We start from the raw sequence: 19523 nt of genomic DNA, 5'->3' as shown, positions 1-19523 counted from the left end.
AACCTTAGTAGTTCGCGCCAACCCGGAAACCGAACATGCGAGGCTGCACGAAGTTGGCCTCCATGAACCCACCGTACACCGAATTGCCGCTCAACTTGGCGTGGCTGTTCGACACGTTGCGGACATACAGCTCCGCGTGCCATTTGTCGTCCGGCGCCTCCAGCCGCACCGACGCATCGCCCATCGCATACGCTTTCTGGTAGCGGCCGATGTGCGCGAACTCCGAATTGAGCATGTCGAAGTAAGCCTTGTCGCGCCAGTTCACCTTCACGTACGGGATCACCTTGTAGCCGTTTTCAAACCCGAACTCCTGCGAGAAGTTGAGGTTGAACTGGTACTTCGGCGTGTTGGGCAGGTGGTTGCCGTCGACGTTCGCCAGGCGGCGGCCCAGCAAGGTCTTGTCAGGGCCGTTGTAAGCGGTCGGGCAGGCCGGCAAGCCCAGTTCCAGTCGCACATCGCACTGATAGTCGTCGCTGTACGAATTGTAGTCGTGGATGCTGGAGTTGATGTAAGCGAAGCCGCCGCCGATACGGCCGCCGCGCCATGGCTTGTAATCCCATTCCAGCTCCAGTCCCGGGATGTTCACCTTGCCGACGTTGATCGTGCGCCAGCCTTCATATACGTCGCACTTCGGCTGGTCGGCCGGGCATGGCAAGCCGTTCGAAGGGATGATCTGGTTGATGAAATAGGTGCCGGTGACCTGCATGTCCTTGTACTTCATGAAGAACGCGGTGGCCGACAGGCTCAAACGGTTGTCCAGGAATTTGCCCTTGAAGCCCAGCTCATAGTTGGTGACGGTCTCCGGCTCGTACGGCAGGAAGGTCTCGACGCCGGGTTTGCCGTCGGCGCACAGCCGGTAGTTGCAGCTGTCGGTCTTGTCGGCGAAGCCGCCCGCCTTGTAGCCGGTCGACACCGAGGCGTACACCATCTTGTTGGCGTCGAGCTGCTTTTGCAGGCCGGCGCGCCACGTCACTTTTTTCCATTCCTGTTTGTGGTCGTTCGAGGTCGGCGCGCCATACAGGTTGTAGGCCGCCACGCTGCCGCCCATCGCCGGCGTCAGGTCGGTGCCGTCATGGACGTGGAAGCCGGGCGTGCCGGGCGTGCCTTGCGAGTATAGGCCGTTGTAGTAGGCCGAGTTGCCGATCCAGTTGGCGCCATATACCTTGCCGCCCTTGTCCTCCTTGCTGTCGATGCTGTAGCGCGCGCCGAGGGTACCGGTCCACGTCGGCATGAACTTCCAGTCGGCCTGGGCGAAGACCGCCTTGGCGTCGACCTGGCGGTTAGGCTGGTTATACAGCACGCTGCCAACGTCTCCGTACGGCTTCTGGATGGTGTTGGTCTGCTCGTAGTCGATGCGGTTACGCTCGTGCATCCAGAACAAGCCGCCGACGTACTGCACATTGCCGAGCTGCTGCTTCAACTGCGCCTCGTGCACCGTCGACAGGTAGCGCGAATCGAGCGTGCGGTGGAAGGAGTCGGTCAGCGGCCAGGTGCCCCAGTTGCCGTCGGCCGAATTCGGATACGCGCCGTTGATCTGGAACGGCGCCGCATGCTGCATCCCCAAATCGTCGTCGGTGATCTGCGAGCGGCTTTGGTCGGCGATCTGGAAGGTGTAATCGAAGTTGGTGTGGTCGTTGATGTTCCAGTTGACCCCCGTGCGCAGCGTCTTGATACTCAGGTCGTTCTGGCCGGGGACGTTGACGTTGATGTCCCACTTGCCCTGGCCCGGGCCGCAGGCGTAGCGGGTGCCGGCGGTGGCGTCGCAGTCGCGGAAGGTGGCGCCGCCGGCGCCCGAATCCTGGAACTGCTCATACGAGGCCTTGGCCGTGATGTCCTTGTTGATCTTCAGCAGTGCCGTCAGGCGGCCGGCCCATTCGTCCTGGTTGGTGTAGTAGTCGCTCTTGCCGATCACGCGGTTGAAGCGCTGGTCGACATCGGGCTTGCCGTTCGGGATCCAGCCGAGTGCCGGCGCGTTCGCTTCGCTCAGATCGCGCGTCTGGTTGGCATAGCCGTCGCGCTTGACCTTCATGAAGGTGCCGCGCAGGGCCAGCGCGTCGTTGACGACGATGTTCTGCACCACCGAGATTTGCTTCTTGCGGTAGTTGCCGATATCGATGTCGGCCTTGCCGTAGTTGCCCGTCCAATCCGGCTTGGCGGGAATCACGTTGACGCTGCCGCCGGTGGAGTTACGGCCGAACAGCGTGCCTTGCGGACCGCGCAGCACCTCGACCTGTTCCAGGTCGAACATCAGCGCCTGCGCGCCTTGTGGACGCGGCGAGTACATGCCGTCGACGTGGAAGCCGACCGCCGGGTCGCCGGTCTCGGTGAAGTTGGTGGAGGTGATGCCGCGGATGGTGATCTGCACGGCCGAATCCTCGCCGGTGTTTTCGATCACGACGTTGGGCATCTCGCCGCTCAGGTCCGACAGGCTGGTGGCGCCCTTGCGGGTCAGTTGCTCCTGGCTGAGCGCCGCGACGGCCAGCGGGGTGCGCAGCAACGAGGTCGAATAGCGCGTCGCGGTGACGCGCACTTCCTGGATCTGGTCCGGGTTGGACGACGCAGCGGCCGGCGCGGCTTGCGCATCGGCGGCGGCGGTGGCGGTGGACTCGGCTTGGGCCTGGGCCTGGGCGGCGAACGTCATGAATGAACAAGCGCTGGCGACGGCCAGGCTCATGAGAGTGCGTCTTGTGGGTTGCAGCATTGTGTCTGTCTCCTCGATGTTTTTGGAATTATGGAAAGCGCCAGTGCCGCAGGTTGTCTGATACGGCTTAGCTTCCTGGCAACCGGAGTATCGATCCGTAAATATCGAGGGTCAAATGAAACTAAATTTGCAACCGATGTTTAACAAACTTTACTAAACACACAATCTTTTACGGTTTTCGGCCAGCGTGGCTATGCCGACACAACGCCGTAATTTCTCGAACTGTTTTGTAAAGATTTGCAAGCATGCATTGCGCGATACCCGGGCGCGGAACGGGCGCCAGCGGCCGCTTTGTAAAGAAATGTAAGCGGTATACATGTGGGCGCACGACAATGTCCAGTAAAAACAAGGACTTAATCGCGATCGACCGGATGCTGGCTTGAGTGGTATTGCACTGGTAGCATAACTGATCGATAACTTGGGGGAGCCCCATGCAAATGAGCGTGAACACAACGGAACAGACACCCCGCGACGCGTCGCGGTCGGTAGTGGTCGGCATGTTGTTCGTCGGCCTGCTGTTTTTCATTCTCGGCTTCGTCACCTGGCTGAACGGGTCGCTGGTGCCCTTCCTCAAGATCGTCTGCGGCCTGAACAACTTCCAGGCGCTGTGGGTGACGTTCGCGTTCTACATCGCCTACACGGTGATGGCGCTGCCGGCCGCCGCCGTGCTGGCCCGCATCGGCTACAAAAAGGGCATGACGCTCGGCCTGGGCATCATGGGCGCCGGCGCCTTGCTGTTCATTCCGGCGGCGCGCAGCACGCACTACGAACTGTTCCTGGCGGCGCTGTTCACGCTGGCCACCGGCATGACCTTGATGCAGACCGCCATCAATCCCTACATCGTCCAGATCGGCGACCGTGACAGCGCGGCCATGCGCATCAGCATCATGGGCCTGTTCAACAAGGGCGCCGGCGTCGTCGTGCCGCTGGTGTTCAGCTCGCTGATGCTGGCCGATATCGACAGCTTCTCGCACACCGCGCTGGCCACCTTGGAGCCGGCCGCGCGCGACGCCATGCGCGCCACCTTGGCCGAGCGGCTGGTGTTCCCCTATGCCTGCATGGCCGCGGTGCTGTTCGTCATCATGGTGTTCATCCATTTTTCCAATCTGCGCGACATCCCCCCTGACGCGGACGACGCCACCGCCAATGTCGAGCGCACCGGCGTGCTGCAATTCCCGCAACTGGTGCTGGGCGCGCTGGCCTTGTTCGGCTACGTCGGCGTCGAGGTGATCGCCGGCGACACCATCGGCCTGTACGGCCATGAACTGAACGTCGCCAACTTCGGCGTGCTCACTTCCTACACCATGGTGTGCATGGTGCTCGGCTACGTGGTGGGCGTGGCGGCGATCCCGCGCTACCTGTCGCAGAAGGGCGCGCTGATGGTGTCGGCGCTGCTCGGCCTGGTGCTGACGATCGGCGTCGCCACCGGCTCCAGCCAATCGAGCGGCATCGCGCAGGTGCTGCTGGGTTGGTCCGGCGTGCCGCTGGTGCCGGACACGGTCATGTGCCTGGCGCTGCTGGGACTGGCCAACGCGCTGGTATGGCCGGCCATCTGGCCGCTTGCGCTGCAAGGCCTGGGACGCTACACCGCCGCCGGTTCGGCCGTGCTGGTGATGGCCATCTCCGGCGGCGCCGTGCTGCCGCTGCTGTATGGCCGCTTGTCCGACGCCTCCGGTCCGCAAGCGGGTTACTGGCTGATGCTGCCTTGCTACGCGATGATCCTCTGGTACGCCGCGAGCGGCCACAAGATCCGCAGCTGGCGCGGCGCGGGACGCGCGTAAAAGCGGTTTATCGAAGCGGTCTTTTTTGAACAGAAACAGGAGAATCAAATAATGACGACGACCACCAAGCCGCTGTTGAAGCAAAAGCTGCTCCCCAAACTGATCGCGCTGGCGCTGGGAAGCGCTTTCGCGCCGCATTTGTATGCCGCCGCCGATCAGGCGGCGGCCGCGCAGTCCGCCGACGCCGCGCCGGCGGCAGAGCCGGCGGTGGTGGAGGTGAAGGGCATCCGCGAGCGCCTCAAGCGCAACCTGGCGGAGAAGCGCGACTCGGGCAACGTGATCGACACGGTGACGGCGGAGGAGGTGGGCAAGTTCCCGGACAAGAACGTGGCCGACTCGCTGCAGCGCGTGCCGGGCATTTCGGTCGACCGCACTTGGGGCGAGGGCCGCGACATCTTCGTGCGCGGCACCGACAAGAACCTGAATCTGACGCAGTTGAACGGCCAGGCCGTGGCCTCGGGCTACTGGTGGAAAAACGATTCGCAAAGCCGTGGCTTCAACTACGACATCCTGGCGTCGGAGCTGGTGGGCAGCATCGACGTCTATAAAAGCCCGTCGCCCGACTTGGACGAGGGCAGCATCGGTGGCCTGGTCAACGTCAAGACCCGCAAGCCGTTCCAGTTGAAGCCTTTCGTGGCGCAGGTGTCGGCGGAAGCGACCTACAGCGAACTGCCGAAGAAAACCGATCCCCAGTTCTCCGGCCTGGTGAGCTGGACCAACGAACAGAAGACCTTCGGCGCCTTGGTCGCGGTGAGCCAGCAAAAGCGCACGATGCGCCGCGACGGCCTGGAAAACTTCACGGACACGACCAAGTACAACATCGTCGACCAGAACGGCGCGGTCACGCCGGGCGCCTATGCGTCGTGGGGCGGCGGCACGCCGATCTTCCGCCAGGACCGCGAACGCACAACCGGCAACATCACCTTGCAGGCGCGCCCGAACGCCAACACGGATATCTCGCTGAACTACATGAACTCCGATATGAGCATGGACAACAGCAACCAGAACTACCTGTGGCAAGCGGGTGGCCTGGTCGACGCGCGCGGCAATATCGCCGTCACCGATCCGCGCTTCATCACCACCTCGGACGGCACCAAGGCGCTGGTCGGCGGCACCGTCGGTCCGACCAACGGCGTATCGTTCGAGCCGATCTTCCGCCAGTCCTATGTCAAATCGCAGGTGCTGGACCTGGAGGGCACCTACGATGCCGACAACTGGAAGTTCCACGGACAGGCCGGCACCACCAAGGGCTCCGGCGGCAGCGACCATGACCGCAATTTCTGGTTCACCGGGAATACCCGCGCCACCTTCAACCTGGCGCCCGACACCTACGAGATCAAGTACCTGGATATGAGTCCGCTCGATCCGACCAAACTGACATTGCAAAGCACGCGCGACTGGATCCGCCGCATGGAGACCAAGGAGAACTACGCGCAGGGCGACCTGACGATAGACCTCGATAACGCCTTCTTCAAGTCGATCAAGATCGGCGTCAAGCTGCGCGACACCAAGGTGCAGAACCGCCGCATCATCGGCACCAATGGTCCCGGCAATCCGGGCTGGGAGACGCTGACCCTGGCGGACCTGTCGACCGGGCCGTCGCCGCTGATCTCGCAGGAGGCGGCCAGCGCCGGCTCGCTGACGCAATACGCGTGGGTCGATGACGGGCTGGCATCGTCGAGGGGCTTCGCCATGTTCGACAAAGGCATGGTCTACGCCGAGGCGAAGGGCGAGTACTACCGCATCAAGGAGAAAATCTACGCCACCTACGTGCGCGCCGACTTCGCGGTGGGGCAGTGGCGCGGCGACTTCGGCGCCCGGCTGGTCAAGACCGACCAGACCTCGGAAGCCTACCAGGACCTGAACGGCAACGGCAATTACGTGTTGGGCAGCGTTTCGCGCACCTACAACGATGTGCTGCCCAGCCTTAACGCGGTCTATTCGGTGAACAAGGATTTGCTGGTGCGCGGCGCCGTCGCCCGCGTCATGGCGCGTAACACCTACAGCGATTTGAGCGCCAGCACGGAAGTGAGCGGCACCACCAACGCCGCCACCGCCGGCAATCCGTTCCTGAAACCATACCACGCCAACCAGGCGGAGATCGGCGCCGAGTGGTACTACGCCGACGCCTCGCTGCTGTCGGCGACCTTGTTCGCCAAGAAGCTCGACACCTTCATCTACACGCAAAGCGCGCTGGAAAACGTCGGCGGCGTCACCCGCTCGGTCACGCGGCCGTACAACGCCAGCAGCGGGCAGACCGTCAACGGGCTGGAAGTGCAGTGGCAGCAGGCGTTCGGCAGCGGCTTTGGCGCCATCGTCAACTACACCTTCACCGACGCCAAGACCGGCGCCAACGCCAACGGCCAGAAGCTCAATGTGGTGGGCAACTCGCGCAACCAGGCCAATGTCAGCGGCTTCTTCGAAAAGGACGGCTACAGCGCCCGGCTGTCGTACAACTACCGCTCCAAGTCCTATGGCGGCCTGAATGAGGGCGGCCAGGATGTGACCAGCGCCTATGGCCAGTGGGACGCGTCGGCCAGTTGGGACGTCACGCCCAAAATCAGCTTGTACCTGACGGCGGTCAATATCGGCAATGAACTGATACGCACCAATACCACCGACGGCTTGCCGGTCGGCGTGTATGAGAATGGCGCCCGGTATAGTGTCGGTGTCAAAGCCAAGTTCTAACTATTAATCGTCACCCAGGGGAGTGGAATGCTGAAACGGAAAACGGCCGGAGGTATCGGACTGGCGTCGCTGTCATTGTCGCTGTCATTGTCGCTGTCATTGTCACTATTGATGACGGCGCAGGCCGCGCAAGCGGACAAGCCGGCCGTGGCGGCGCAGCCGGCGAAGGCCACCGCGACCCCTTCCGCTGCCGCCGGAGCCAGTCTGCGGCTGCGCTGGGAGCTCGAGCGCAACGAGTTCACTGCCCAGGCGCCCGGCGGCATCACGCATGCGCGCTTCATCCTCACCAACCTGGACAAGTCTCCGCTTCCGCCGCAAGGCTGGTCGCTTTACTTCAACTGCATGGACGGTGTCGCGACCGGCCCGCTGGCCGGCAACCTGACGGTGGAAAAGGTCGCGGGCGGTCTTTACCGCATCCGTCCCGCCGCGGGGTTTGCCGGCGTGGCGCCGGGCCAGACGTTGAACGTGCCGTACATCCATCCGAACCTGGTGATCAAGCTGGCGAAGGCGCCGGCCGGCCCGTATCTTGTCTACGACAGCGCGCCCGATGCGGCGCAGAATATCGTGGACTACGAACTGCTGCCGGTCGTTCGCCCGGAACAACTGGACAAAGGCGGCACCGGCGCCAAAGCCGTCGTGACGCCGCAGGACACCTACCGCCACAACGCCAAGGCCAATGCCACCGCGCTGCCGGCGGAGGCGTTGCCACCGCTGTTCCCGACGCCGCTGCGTTTGGAACAGGGCCAGGGCAGGCTGCGGGTGTCCGCGCAGCCGAAGCTCGTCGCGCCGGCCGCGCTGAAGACGGAGGCCACCTTCGCGCGCTCGCTGTTTTCGTCCGCCTTGCCCGCCGCCGCCGCAGGGGCGGCGGCGGCGCCGGACCTGCGCCTGAGCATCGGCGCGGTCGCCGGTCAGACTTCGCCGGAAGCCTACAGCCTGACCATCAACGCCGATAGCGGCATCGCCATTGTCGGCAACAGCGCCGCCGGCGTGGCCTACGGCCTGCAATCGCTGCGCGACCTGATGCCTTTACCTGGCGCCGCCAGCATCGATCTGCCGGAGCTGGCGGTGGTCGACGCGCCCCGGTTCCCGTATCGCGGATTCCAGCTGGACGTCAGCCGCAACTTCCACACGAAACAAACCGTGTTCAAGCTGCTCGACCTGATGGCGCGCTACAAGCTCAACACCTTCCACTTCCATCTGACCGACGACGAGGGCTGGCGGCTGGAGATCGCCGGCTTGCCCGAGCTGACCGGCGTCGGCGCGGTGCGCGGCCACAGCGCCAAGGCGGGCGTGCGCCTGCAACCGGCGTACGGCTCCGGCGGCGATCCGGACAACGCCACCGGCACCGGCTACTACACCCGCGCCGATTACATCGAGATACTGCGCTACGCCGCCGCGCGCCATATCGACGTGATCCCCGAGATCGAAATGCCCGGCCACGCACGCGCGGCCGTGCAGGCCATGGAGGCGCGCTACCACCGTCTCAAGGCCGCCGGAAAACCCGGCGCGGCCAAGTACCTGCTCAACGACTTCGAGGACAAATCCGTCTATAGCTCGCCGCAGCATTACAACGACCACGTGATCAATCCCGGCCTGGAGTCGAGCTTCACGTTCATCGAGCATGTAGTTGGACAGATCGCCGCGCTGCACCGCGAGGCCGGCGTCAAGCTGCGCACCATTCACGTCGGCGGCGACGAACTGCCGCATGGCGCGTGGGAAAAATCGCCGGCCAGCCTGGCGGTCATGAAGCAGAAGAAGCTGGAAACCGTCGCCGACCTGTGGGACTACTTCTACGACCGCGTCGACGTCATCCTGCGCAAGCAAGGCCTGTTCGCCTCCGGTTGGGAGGAGATGGCCGCGCGCGCGACCATGCTGCGCGGGCAGCACAAGCTGATCCCGAATCCCCGCTTTACGCAGCGCGGCTTCAGCGCCTACGTGTGGAATAACACCGAGGGCGCCGAGGACTTCGCCTACCGGCTGGCCAACGCCGGCTACGACATCGTGCTGGCGCCGGTGACCAAGATGTACATGGACATGGCCTACAACGCCAATCCGCAGGAGCCGGGCGTCAATTGGGGCGACTACGTCGAACTGGATACGGTGTACGACTTCATCCCGCTGGATTACCTGAAGAATGCCGCCAGGCCGATGCCCGGCAAGGATGCGTTGACCGATTTCGGCAAGCGCCGCATCCGCGGGCTGGAAGCGACACTATTCACCGAGACCGTGCTGACCCCGGACCGCATTGACTATCTGGTCATGCCGCGATTGCTGGCGATGGCCGAGCGCTCGTGGGCGCCGGATCCCGCGTGGGCCACCGAAAACGACGCGGACAAAGCCGCCGTGCTGCACCGCGCCGCGTGGTCCGGCTTCGTCAACACGCTGAGCCAGCGCGTGCTGCCGCGCCTCGATTTGGAGAAAACGGGCGTCAACTACCGCATCGCGCCGCCCGGACTACTGGTCGAAGGCGGCCGGGTGCTGGTCAACCACGTCTTGCCCGGCATCGCGCTGCGCTACACCACCGACGGCGCCGCCCCGGACGCCAACAGCAAACCGGTGACGGGACCGATCGCGGAAAAGGGCGTCATCCAGGTCGCCGCCTTCGACCGCAACGGCAGGGCGGGCCTGGTGGCGCGGGTGGAAAACCGCTAAAACCACAGGCATGACGAGCCGTCCCCGCGGGTGGTCATCTCCGCTATAATCATCCCACTGTTTTTTCAGGGATGATGAGTGATAGCGTCGATGGAAAAAGTACTCCCGCCCCGGTTAGGCCGGTTACGATTTCGTTCGAGCGCGCGCTGCGCGACCGCCGTCCGCGCATTCACGTTCTGCCTGTTCGCGACCGGGGCCGGCGCCGCCTGCTGCGCATCGTCGCCGGCGGCGTCCGCGGCGCCCGGAACACCCGTCGCTCCCGTGGCGCCATCGGCGCAGGCCCCGGCCAACACCCTGCAGGTGCTGCACTGGTGGACATCCGCCAGCGAGCGCAAGGCGGCGGACTTGCTGGCCGCGCGCATGGCCGACGAAGGACTGGCATGGAAGGACGCCGCCATTCCCGGCGGCGCCGGCATCGGCGCCGGGAAGGTGCTCAAGGGCCGCGTGCTGGCCGGCGACGCCCCGCAGGTCACGCAGATCATCGGCGCCTCGGTCGCCGAGTGGGCCGAACTGGGCCTGCTGCTCGACATCGACGGCGTCGCCAGCGCCGGCGACTGGAACGGCTTTCTGTTCCCGACCGTCCAAAAGCTGATTCAGCACCGCGGCCATGTGGTGGCCGCGCCGCTCGGCATCCACCGCGTCAACACCTTGTACTACAACCGCGCGCTGTTCGCCCGGCTCAAGCTCGCGCCGCCGCGCACCTGGGCCGAGTTCGAGGCGGCCGCGCGCAAGCTCAGGGCGGCCGGCGTGGCGCCGCTGGCGCAGAGCAGCGAATCGTGGCAGGTGGCCGCGCTGTTCGAGAACCTGGTGCTGGCCGAGAGCGGGCCCGAGTTCTACCGCGAATTGCTGGTCAAGCGCAGCCCTGCCGCCGCCGCCGACCGCCGCACCGCCGAGGCGCTGGTGCGGCTGCGCATTGTCAAGGACTTGATCGGCCGCGAGATGGAGGAGCGGCCCTGGCCCGAGGTGGTGCGCCAGTTCGCGCGCGGCGAGGCGGGCATGATGATCATGGGTGACTGGGCCAAGCCGGAGCTGGCCGAACGCGGCATGGCGCTGGACGAGGACTACGGCTGCGCCGCCGCGCCGGGGACGGCCAGGTATCACCTCTACAGCGTCGATACGCTGACGATGTTCGCCGGCGCCAACCGCCACCGGCCGGCGCAGGAGAAGATGGCGCGGGTGCTGGTGTCGCCGTCGGTGCAGGCCGATTTCAACGCGCTCAAGGGCGCGGTGCCGGTGCGGCGCGACGCCGACCCGGCGCGCATGGACGGCTGCGCGCGCGCCTCGTGGACCATCTTCGCGCAGGGCGCGGCGGTGCAGGCGCCAAGCCTGGTGCACCGCATGGCCTCCGACGAGGCCAGCCGCGACGCCATCATCGCCGAAGTCCATCGTTATTTTCTCGACGACCGGGCCACGCCGGCGGAGGCCCAGCGTCGTCTCGGCGCGCTGTTCCGACTGTTCAATCTCAGAAGCCAAGGAGCACCCGGTGCGTAAGATACTGATCGTAGACGATGACCAAAAAACCCGCGTGCTACTCAAGACCTACCTGGAGAAAAACCAGTACGAGGTGATTTTGTCGCATAACGGCGAGAGCTTCCTGGCCGAGCTGCACGCGCACGCCGACCAGCTGTCGCTCGTGATCCTCGACGTCATGCTGCCGGACACCGACGGCTTCGCGCTGTGCAAGCAGGTGCGCCAGCGCTCCAACGTCGCCATCATCATGCTCACCGCCAGCTCCGACGAAACGGACCGCATCGTCGGCCTGGAACTGGGCGCCGACGACTACATCGCCAAGCCGTACAGCCCGCGCGAGCTGCTGGCGCGTATCAAGGCGATCCTGCGGCGCAGCGCGGCCGAGTCGCCCTCGGCGCGCTATTACCGGTTTGTCGGCTTCACGCTGGACCTCAAGGAGCGCAAGGTGGTGGACCGGGACGGCAATCCGGTGGTGCTGACCGGGCTCGATTTCCAGCTGCTTAAATACTTCGCCGAGCATCCGGGCGTGATCCTCGACCGGGGCGTGTTGTGCGAAGAGACGCGCGGGCGCGACGCCGGACCGCTGGACCGCTCGCTCGACGTCCAGATCAGCCGCCTGCGGCTGCGGCTCAACGACGACGGCAAGCAGCCGGCGCTGATCAAGACCGTGCGCGGGGCCGGCTACGTGTTCTCGGCCGATGTCAGCGTCTCGCATGCCTAGACGCCTGCCCGCGTTGCTCGACAAGCTGCTGCCGCAGTCGCTGCTGGGGCGACTGACGCTGGTGATGGTGGCGGGGCTGCTGGTGACGCAGCTGGCGGCCAGCATCATCTGGGCCACCCAGCTGCGCGCCAAGTCGCAGGTGGAGGCGCAATCGGCGTCGCAGTACGTGGCGCACAGCGCCTCCGGCGCGATCCGGTTTTTCCGCAGCCTGCCGGCCAATTACCGCCTGCTGCTGATCCAGCAGCTGCGCGAGATGGGCGGCACGCGCTTTTTCGTCAACCTCAATCGGGCCTACGTGCCGGTTACGCAGATCGCCGGTCATCCGCTGGCGCGCAGCGTCATCGACACCGTCGGCGCCACGCTGAAAAGCGATCTGCCGCATTCCCCGGCGTTCCACCTGGCGTTCGCATGGCCCGATCAGCTGGTGGTGTCGGAAAACGACGTCCACCTGAGCGACCTGCCGGACGCCTGGGTGCAGCACATCCTGCTGCTGCAGCCGGACCCCGCGCCCATCCTGGTGATCCAGACCGAGATCGAACCGGGAAACTGGCTATACATGGCGGCGCTGATGCCCAACCCGTACTTCTTAAGCACTAACGATCCGCTGGCGTGGGACCGGCTCGCGCTGCAAGGACTGTCGCTGGCGGCGGTGCTGCTGCTGTGCCTTTTGGTGGTGCGCTGGATCACCCGCCCGCTGGCGGCGCTGTCGGAAGCCGCCGCCGCCTTCGGCAACGGCCAGGACGACCGCGCGCCGCCGCTGCCGGAGACCGGCAGCCGGGAATTCATCAACACCGCGCGCGCCTTCAGCGCCATGCGCGAGCGCATCCAGCGCTACATCGAAGACCGCGACCGGCTGTTCATCTCCATCTCGCACGATCTGCGCACGCCGATCACGCGCCTCAAGCTGCGCTCCGAGTTGCTCGACGACGAGGCCCTGCGCAACGAGTTCGAGGAGGACCTCGATGAACTGGACATGATGGTGAAGGGCGCGCTGCAGTGCGTGAAGGACAGCGACATCCACGAGAACCCGGCCGAGGTCAAACTCGACGCCTTGCTGGGGCGCCTGGTGCGCAGCGCGCGGCTGGCCGGGCACGAGGTGGGCTATCGCGACAGCGGCCTGTCGGTGCGGGCCAAGCCGCTGGCGCTCAAGCGGGCCATCGGCAACCTGCTCGACAACGCGCTGTTCTACGGCGACCGCGCCGAGATCGACGTGCGCGGCGAGCCGGGCGCGGTGGCGATCACGGTGCGCGATCACGGCCCGGGCGTGCCGGAGGAGGCCTTCGCCAGCCTGTTCGAGCCCTATGTGCGGCTGGAGCACGGGCGCGAACAGAACGACGGCGGCATGGGCCTGGGGCTGGGCATCGCGCGCAGCATCATCGAGTCGCACGGCGGCGAGCTGATACTGGAAAACCACCGCGAAGGCGGCTTGAACGCGACCATCCGCCTGCCGGCCTGAGTTGGTTCAGCCGCGTCAGCCGCGCCCTGTCAGCCGCCCGCCGCCCACTCCGCACCCGTCGCCCATCCGCGGTTTTCGACGCCCGGTCGCCGTTTTATGCAGTTCGTCGCAATCCCCGCCGGCGCCGCGCCGCCGATCGATATAGTGTCGGCATCCATCATGGATGGTTGGCGGCCGCCGCTGTTGTTGCTATATTGACACCATCGGCTGGTTAAAAAATATTAGAGGATAGAGATGATGACGAAGCTTTTCCGGTTTGGCCTGCTGTTTGCCGCCTTCTGTGCGCTGTTTGCCCGCGCCAGCGCCGCCGAGGAGCGCGAAACCCGCGTGGTGACGATCGACGCGCGCGTGGTGCGGGTCAAGCTCGACGGCGTGATCGACGTCAAGATGCGGCAGGGCGACACGCCGTCGCTGCGCATCATTGGAGACAAGCGCGACATCGATAAGCTGAACGCGGCGCAGACCGGCGACACCCTGTACCTGGACACCGACAACGGCCGTGGCGTGAAGGTGGGGCGCTCCAGCGCGCGCGCCGAGCTGATCTTGCCCGGTTTGCGCCAGGTGATCTGCGAGGGCGTCGGCACGACCGACATCAGCGGCTTCAGCGGAGACGAGCTGGAGCTGACAATGGACGGGGCCGGCAGCATGCGGGCGGTGGTCGACTACAAGGTTCTCAAGGCCAACCTGGGCGGCGTCGGCAAGATGCATCTGCTGGTCGGCGAGAACGAGAGCGTCGAACTCGACTTGCGCGGCGCCGGCTACATCACGCTCGGCGGACGCAGCAAGCTGCTCAAGGCCACCCTGGGCGGGTTGGGCGGACTGAACGCTCAGCAGTTCCAGGCGGAATCGGTCAACGTCGACCTCAGCGGCCTGGGCAACGCCACCGTGCACGCCACGTCGAACGCCACATTGAACCTTAGCGGCCTCGGATCGGTCATCGTCTATGGCAAGCCCCTGAACCGCAACGTCACCGTTGACGGCCTGGGCAAGGTAAGTTGGAAATAAAACCAAGTAAACGTACCCACCGCACCACTTACATGCACGCGACATGAAAAAATTCATACTAGCGCTAGGCCTCGCATTTGCTCTGCAACAGAGCGCGATGGCTGGATTCGCCGAAGGCGCCACCGCCTACAACAACAAAAACTACGCGGTGGCTTTAAAAGAGATCGCTCCGCTGGCCAAGGCCGGCAACGCCGACGCCCAGCACCTGCTGGGGCTGATGTATTACATGGGCCGTGGCGTCAAGCAGGACTACAAGCAGGCGCTGAGCTGGCACCGCAAGGCCGCGCTGCAAGGCAAGGCCGACGCGCAATACGTCGTCGGCGCCATGTACTACACCGGCAACGCCGTGATCCAGGATCACAAGCAAGCGGTCGGCTGGTTCCGCAAGGCCGCCGAGCAGGGGCATCCGGACGCGCAGCAGGTCATGGGGCTGATGTACCGCTACCAGATGGCCGGCATGCCGCAGGACAACGTCATCGCCTACATGCTGTGGAACCTGGCGGCGGCCAAGGGCTCGGTCAACGCCGCCGAGCAGCGGTCGGCCGTGGTCAAGCACATGACGCAGGAGCAGCTCGAGGAAGGGCAGGCGTTGTCGGCGGCCTGGAAGCCGAACACGCCGCTGCCGACCAAATCGCGCACCGGGGGAGGGTAGGGTTCGGATCGCCTCCACGCCCTGCGCCGCCGGGGCGTCTCGCGTACAATCGCCGTTTTGTCCGGAGATGCTCCATGCGCGCGATTGAAATCACCCAGCCCGGCCCGGCCGATGTGCTGAAACTGTGCGAACGTCCGATGCCCGTCGTGAAGGCCGGCGAAGTGCTGATCAAGGTGCACGCCGCCGGCGTCAACCGGCCGGACGTGTTCCAGCGCATGGGCAATTACGCGCCGCCGCCGGGCGCCTCCGACCTGCCGGGCCTGGAAGTGGCCGGCGAGATCGTCGACGGCGACCTCGATTACACCACCCTCGACATCGGCGACCAGGTCTGCGCGCTGGTGCAGGGCGGCGGCTACGCCGAATATGTCGTGGCGCCCGTCGCCCAGTGCCTGCCGATTCCCAAGGGCTGGAGCATGCTGGAGGCGGCCTCGATCCCCGAAAACTATTTCACCGTGTGGAGCAACGTGTTCGACCGCGCCCACCTGAGCGCCGGCGAGACCTTGCTGGTGCAGGGCGGCACCTCCGGCATCGGCGTGACCGCGATCCAGCTGGCGTCGGCCATGGGCCACCGCGTGTTCGCCACCGCCGGCAGCGACGACAAGACCGCTGCATGCGTCAAGCTGGGCGCCGAACGGGGCATTAATTACAAGACCGAGGATTTCGTCGAGATCGTCAAATCGCTGACCAACGACCGTGGCGTCGATGTGATCCTGGATATGGTCGGTGGCGATTACGTCCCGCGCGAGATCGCCGCGCTGGCCGACGACGGCCGCATCGCGCTGATCGCCACCCTGGGCGGCGGCAAGGCGACCGTGGACCTGGGCCAGGTGCTGCGCCGGCGCCTGACGATCACCGGCTCGACCCTGCGTCCGCGCTCGGTCGAGTTCAAGGGCGCGATCGCCAAGAACCTGCTGAAAAAGGTGTGGCCGATCATGGCGGCGGGGAAAATCAAGCCAGTGATCCATACCGTGTTCCCGCTCGAGCAGGCCGCCGCCGCGCATGCGCTGATGGAGAGCAGCAGCCATGTCGGCAAGATCATGTTGCAAGTAATCTAATGATTGACGTGGTATTTTCGCAATTGTCGCCGGCGCTCCGTCGCCCCCTGGTTTGACCCGTCCCCGGCCCCGCGTTAAAATAGCGGGTTATTGAATTTTAGGCTACTATGCGACGCAAACTCGTCATCGGCAATTGGAAAATGAACGGCAACCGCGCCGCCAACACGGCATTGTTGTCCGGCATCGTCGCCGGCCTCGAGGCCGATGGCGTGCCCCGCGCCGACTGCGCGGTCTGCGTGCCGGCCCCCTACCTGGCCCAGTGCCAGGCCGAGCTGCAAGGCAGCCCGGTCGCCTGGGGCGGACAGGACCTGTCGGTCCACGCCAGCGGCGCCTATACTGGTGAAGTGGCGGCGGCTATGCTGGTCGATTTCGCGTCCACCTACGTGCTCTGCGGCCATTCCGAACGCCGCGCCTACCACAACGAAAGCAGTGAACTGGTGGCGCGGAAGGCGCTGGCGGCGCTGGCCGCGGGCCTGACGCCGGTTATTTGTTTCGGCGAAACGCTGGAGCAACGCGAAGCGGGCACCACCGAGTCGGTCATCTGCGGCCAACTGCAGGCGGCGCTGGACGTGATTCCGGCGGGCGAGCTGACCAAGGTCGTGCTGGCGTATGAGCCGGTGTGGGCGATCGGCACCGGCAAGACGGCCACGCCGCAAATCGCGCAAGACGCCCACCGCTTCCTGCGCGCGCGCCTCGAGCAAAAGAACGTGGAGGCGGCGGCCAAGGTGCAAATCCTGTACGGCGGCAGCATGAAGCCGGAAAACGCCAGGGAATTGATGGCGCAGCCCGATATCGACGGCGGCCTGATTGGCGGCGCCGCATTGAAGGCGGTGGATTTCCTTGGAATTATCCACGCCGTCTAACCGTAACGCCGAGTGTTGCGTAATTGCCGCAGCGGTAATCGGGCGGTAATGGCGCGATGGTAAAAATCCTGTTGCCGGTTGATGAACAGGTGTGAAACAAAACGATACAAAACTATTTAATCTTTGAATGGAATAACATGAGCAGCTTCTTCAACCTGGTAGTCATCGTGCAAGTCATTTCGGCCCTCGCCATTATCGGCCTGGTCTTGCTGCAGCACGGCAAAGGCGCCGACATGGGCGCCGCCTTCGGTTCCGGCGCTTCGGGCAGCCTGTTCGGCGCGACCGGTTCGTCGAACTTCATGTCGAAGTCGACCGGCGTCGCCGCCGCGATCTTCTTCAGCGCCACGCTGGCGCTGGCATATATTTCGGCGCAGGGCCACAGCACCGTCAGCGGCGGCGTGATGGATAAGGCGCTGCCAGCGGCGCCAGCCCCGGCGCCAACCGGCGCGGCCGCGATCCCGACCGCACCGGCCACCGCGCCGGCGGCGCCGGCCGCACCCGCGCCAGCCGCTCCGGCGCCGGCCGGTCCTGCAGGATCGATCCCAAAGTAATATAATTACAGTCTGAATGGCGCGGCGCAACATCGGCCGCGCGGCATTTGCCAGTTGTTTTGGCAGAAGTTACGATAGTTTTAGAAGTGACTCCGGTCGCCCCGGCCGGAAAATCAACCGGGTGATCAAAGAAGTAAAGATTTATCGTTTTTCTCCTTGTTTTGGCGCAATACGCATTAACAACAGCGTGAAAACAAAGTAGAATAGCGGCCTTATGCCGACGTGGTGAAATTGGTAGACACGCTATCTTGAGGGGGTAGTGGCGAAAGCTGTACGAGTTCGAGTCTCGTCGTCGGCACCAGAAATATATAGAGGCCAGCAAGGGAGTAGTGTGTACCTGAGCTGGCTTTTTTACGAGGATGTGTCGTTCGATCCTGGTCTAAGTTGTACGATTGGGGCGAACGTTAAGAGAGCACCGCAGAATACCGCAAGTCCTCGCAGTCCCTAACCGATCGTTCAATTTAAGCTCATCAATCGTGAACCTCGAAAATTATCTCCCCGTTCTGTTGTTTATCCTCGTCGGTCTCGGCGTAGGGATCCTTCCCCAGGTGTTGGGCCACGTGCTCGGTCCGAACAAGCCTGATGCGGCAAAACTCTCCCCGTATGAATGCGGCTTCGAAGCGTTCGAAGACGCGCGCATGAAATTCGACGTGCGTTACTACCTCGTCGCTATCCTCTTTATTTTGTTCGATCTGGAAACGGCATTCTTCTTCCCATGGGGCGTCTCCGTGCGCGAACTGGGCTGGAACGGGTTCCTGGTGATGATGAGTTTCATCGCCGAATTCGTCGTCGGTTTTTGGTATATCTGGAAGAAAGGTGCCCTTGATTGGGAATAAGCCATGGCTATTGAAGGCGTATTAAACGAAGGTTTCATCACCACCTCGGCCGACAAGCTGATCAACTGGGCGCGCACGGGTTCGATGTTCCCGATGACGTTCGGTCTGGCTTGCTGCGCGGTCGAAATGATGCACGTGGGCGCTGCCCGTTACGACATGGACCGCTTCGGCGTGGTGTTCCGTCCGTCGCCACGTCAGTCCGACGTGATGATCGTCGCCGGCACGCTGTGCAACAAGATGGCGCCGGCGCTGCGCAAGGTCTACGACCAGATGCCGGAACCGCGCTGGGTCATCTCGATGGGCTCGTGCGCCAACGGCGGCGGCTACTACCACTACTCGTACTCCGTGGTGCGCGGTTGCGACCGCATCGTGCCGGTGGACGTCTACGTGCCGGGCTGTCCGCCAACGGCCGAGGCCCTGCTGTACGGCATCATGCAGCTGCAAAACAAGATCAAGCGCACCAACACGATCGCACGCTAAACGAGGCCGCTTCAGAAGATGACTACACAATTAGAACAACTGCAAACCGCCCTCGGCACCGCCCTGGGCGATCGCGTTAGTATCGCCGTCGCGCTGGGCGAGGTGACCATCACCGTCAAGGCCGCCGACTACTACGGCGTGATGCAAACGCTGCGCGACGACAAGTCGCTCGGCTTCGAACAATTGATCGACCTGGCCGGCGTGGATTACCTCAGCTACGGCGACGGCGCCTGGGACGGCCTGCGTTTCGCCGTCGTCGTGCACCTGCTGTCGATCCAGCACAACTGGCGCGTGCGCGTGCGCGCGTTCTGCGCCGACGACGAGATGCCGCTGCTGCCGTCCTTGGTGCCGCTGTGGCGCGCCGTCAACTGGTACGAGCGCGAAGCGTTCGACATGTTCGGCATCCTGTTCGAAGGCCACAACGACTTGCGCCGCATCCTCACCGACTACGGCTTCATCGGCCATCCGTTCCGCAAGGACTTCCCGGTGTCGGGCTATGTCGAAATGCGCTACGACCCCGAGCAGAAGCGCGTGATCTATCAGCCGGTCACCATCGAGCCGCGTGAAAACGTGCCGCGCGTGATCCGCGAAGAAAATTACGGGAAGTAAAAA

At 64.4% G+C, this 19523-nt stretch carries 15 protein-coding genes and 1 tRNA gene; 15 read left to right on the top strand and 1 reads right to left on the bottom strand.

Annotated elements, in window-relative coordinates; all coding sequences use genetic code 11:
- Window positions 1-4: 4 nt before the first annotated feature.
- Complete coding sequence (locus BMX85_RS04565) at window positions 5-2674, bottom strand: TonB-dependent receptor (protein WP_229210277.1); 2670 nt, start codon at window positions 2672-2674, stop codon at window positions 5-7.
- A gap of 470 nt (window positions 2675-3144) precedes the next feature.
- Here BMX85_RS04565 and BMX85_RS04560 point away from each other — a divergent pair, with 470 nt between their 5' ends.
- The 15 genes from BMX85_RS04560 to BMX85_RS04490 all read left to right on the top strand — a co-directional run bounded on the left by BMX85_RS04560 (window position 3145) and on the right by BMX85_RS04490 (window position 19520).
- Window positions 3145-4482 (top strand): sugar MFS transporter, encoded by a 1338-nt coding sequence (locus BMX85_RS04560; protein WP_218147299.1) that lies wholly within the window; start codon window positions 3145-3147, stop codon window positions 4480-4482.
- Window positions 4483-4533: 51 nt separating this feature from the next.
- A complete protein-coding gene (locus BMX85_RS04555) occupies window positions 4534-7170 on the top strand; it encodes a TonB-dependent receptor (RefSeq protein WP_229210276.1) in 2637 nt (878 codons plus the stop codon).
- Window positions 7171-7197: 27 nt separating this feature from the next.
- On the top strand, window positions 7198-9822 hold the full coding sequence (locus BMX85_RS04550; RefSeq protein ID WP_090314456.1) for a family 20 glycosylhydrolase: 2625 nt from the start codon (window positions 7198-7200) through the stop codon (window positions 9820-9822).
- A gap of 261 nt (window positions 9823-10083) precedes the next feature.
- Complete coding sequence (locus tag BMX85_RS04545; protein ID WP_229210275.1) at window positions 10084-11313, top strand: ABC transporter substrate-binding protein; 1230 nt, start codon at window positions 10084-10086, stop codon at window positions 11311-11313.
- Window positions 11306-12013 (top strand): response regulator, encoded by a 708-nt coding sequence (locus BMX85_RS04540; RefSeq protein WP_090314454.1) that lies wholly within the window; start codon window positions 11306-11308, stop codon window positions 12011-12013. The genes BMX85_RS04545 and BMX85_RS04540 overlap by 8 nt, the downstream gene beginning before the upstream one ends.
- Entirely contained in the window at window positions 12006-13469 is a 1464-nt protein-coding gene (locus BMX85_RS04535; protein ID WP_090314453.1) for an ATP-binding protein, read from the top strand. Before BMX85_RS04540 ends, BMX85_RS04535 begins: the two co-directional genes overlap by 8 nt.
- Before the next feature lie 234 nt (window positions 13470-13703).
- Window positions 13704-14474, top strand: coding sequence for a GIN domain-containing protein (locus tag BMX85_RS04530; RefSeq protein ID WP_229210274.1), 771 nt, complete (start codon window positions 13704-13706; stop codon window positions 14472-14474).
- A gap of 43 nt (window positions 14475-14517) precedes the next feature.
- Window positions 14518-15126: a tetratricopeptide repeat protein gene (locus tag BMX85_RS04525; RefSeq protein WP_090314452.1), complete on the top strand. Its 609-nt coding sequence runs from the start codon at window positions 14518-14520 to the stop codon at window positions 15124-15126.
- Window positions 15127-15200: 74 nt separating this feature from the next.
- Window positions 15201-16181, top strand: a complete 981-nt coding sequence (locus BMX85_RS04520) for an NAD(P)H-quinone oxidoreductase (RefSeq protein WP_090314451.1) — start codon at window positions 15201-15203, stop codon at window positions 16179-16181.
- A gap of 107 nt (window positions 16182-16288) precedes the next feature.
- Window positions 16289-17044 carry a triose-phosphate isomerase gene (tpiA, locus tag BMX85_RS04515; protein ID WP_090314450.1) on the top strand — a complete coding sequence of 252 codons (756 nt, stop codon included), beginning with the start codon at window positions 16289-16291 and terminating at the stop codon, window positions 17042-17044.
- Window positions 17045-17181: 137 nt separating this feature from the next.
- Window positions 17182-17595, top strand: a complete 414-nt coding sequence (gene secG, locus BMX85_RS04510) for a preprotein translocase subunit SecG (RefSeq protein ID WP_090314449.1) — start codon at window positions 17182-17184, stop codon at window positions 17593-17595.
- Between the two features lie 216 nt (window positions 17596-17811).
- Window positions 17812-17896: transfer RNA gene (locus BMX85_RS04505), tRNA-Leu, on the top strand.
- Between the two features lie 175 nt (window positions 17897-18071).
- Complete coding sequence (locus BMX85_RS04500; protein ID WP_090314448.1) at window positions 18072-18431, top strand: NADH-quinone oxidoreductase subunit A; 360 nt, start codon at window positions 18072-18074, stop codon at window positions 18429-18431.
- Window positions 18432-18434: 3 nt separating this feature from the next.
- Complete coding sequence (locus BMX85_RS04495; RefSeq protein ID WP_008450353.1) at window positions 18435-18911, top strand: NuoB/complex I 20 kDa subunit family protein; 477 nt, start codon at window positions 18435-18437, stop codon at window positions 18909-18911.
- Window positions 18912-18929: 18 nt separating this feature from the next.
- Window positions 18930-19520: an NADH-quinone oxidoreductase subunit C gene (locus tag BMX85_RS04490; protein WP_090314447.1), complete on the top strand. Its 591-nt coding sequence runs from the start codon at window positions 18930-18932 to the stop codon at window positions 19518-19520.
- Window positions 19521-19523: the final 3 nt, after the last annotated feature.

Origin of the sequence: Duganella sp. CF517 (assembly GCF_900110275.1) — a bacterium.
Classification (GTDB): Bacteria; Pseudomonadota; Gammaproteobacteria; order Burkholderiales; family Burkholderiaceae_D; genus Rugamonas.
Note: the sequence above shows the minus strand (reverse complement) of the source record. Positions and strands in the feature narration are given on the sequence as shown.

Excerpts from the sequence above, each read along its gene's own strand:
- secG (WP_090314449.1), top strand. The coding sequence starts at position 17,182 with ATGAGCAGCTTCTTCAACCTGGTAGTCATCGTGCAAGTCATTTCGGCC.
- BMX85_RS04495 (WP_008450353.1), top strand. The coding sequence starts at position 18,435 with ATGGCTATTGAAGGCGTATTAAACGAAGGTTTCATCACCACCTCGGCC.
- BMX85_RS04535 (WP_090314453.1), top strand. The coding sequence starts at position 12,006 with ATGCCTAGACGCCTGCCCGCGTTGCTCGACAAGCTGCTGCCGCAGTCG.
- BMX85_RS04550 (WP_090314456.1), top strand. The coding sequence starts at position 7,198 with ATGCTGAAACGGAAAACGGCCGGAGGTATCGGACTGGCGTCGCTGTCA.
- BMX85_RS04530 (WP_229210274.1), top strand. The coding sequence starts at position 13,704 with ATGATGACGAAGCTTTTCCGGTTTGGCCTGCTGTTTGCCGCCTTCTGT.
- BMX85_RS04565 (WP_229210277.1), bottom strand. The coding sequence starts at position 2,674 with ATGAGCCTGGCCGTCGCCAGCGCTTGTTCATTCATGACGTTCGCCGCC.
- BMX85_RS04525 (WP_090314452.1), top strand. The coding sequence starts at position 14,518 with ATGAAAAAATTCATACTAGCGCTAGGCCTCGCATTTGCTCTGCAACAG.
- tpiA (WP_090314450.1), top strand. The coding sequence starts at position 16,289 with ATGCGACGCAAACTCGTCATCGGCAATTGGAAAATGAACGGCAACCGC.
- BMX85_RS04520 (WP_090314451.1), top strand. The coding sequence starts at position 15,201 with ATGCGCGCGATTGAAATCACCCAGCCCGGCCCGGCCGATGTGCTGAAA.
- BMX85_RS04555 (WP_229210276.1), top strand. The coding sequence starts at position 4,534 with ATGACGACGACCACCAAGCCGCTGTTGAAGCAAAAGCTGCTCCCCAAA.
- BMX85_RS04490 (WP_090314447.1), top strand. The coding sequence starts at position 18,930 with ATGACTACACAATTAGAACAACTGCAAACCGCCCTCGGCACCGCCCTG.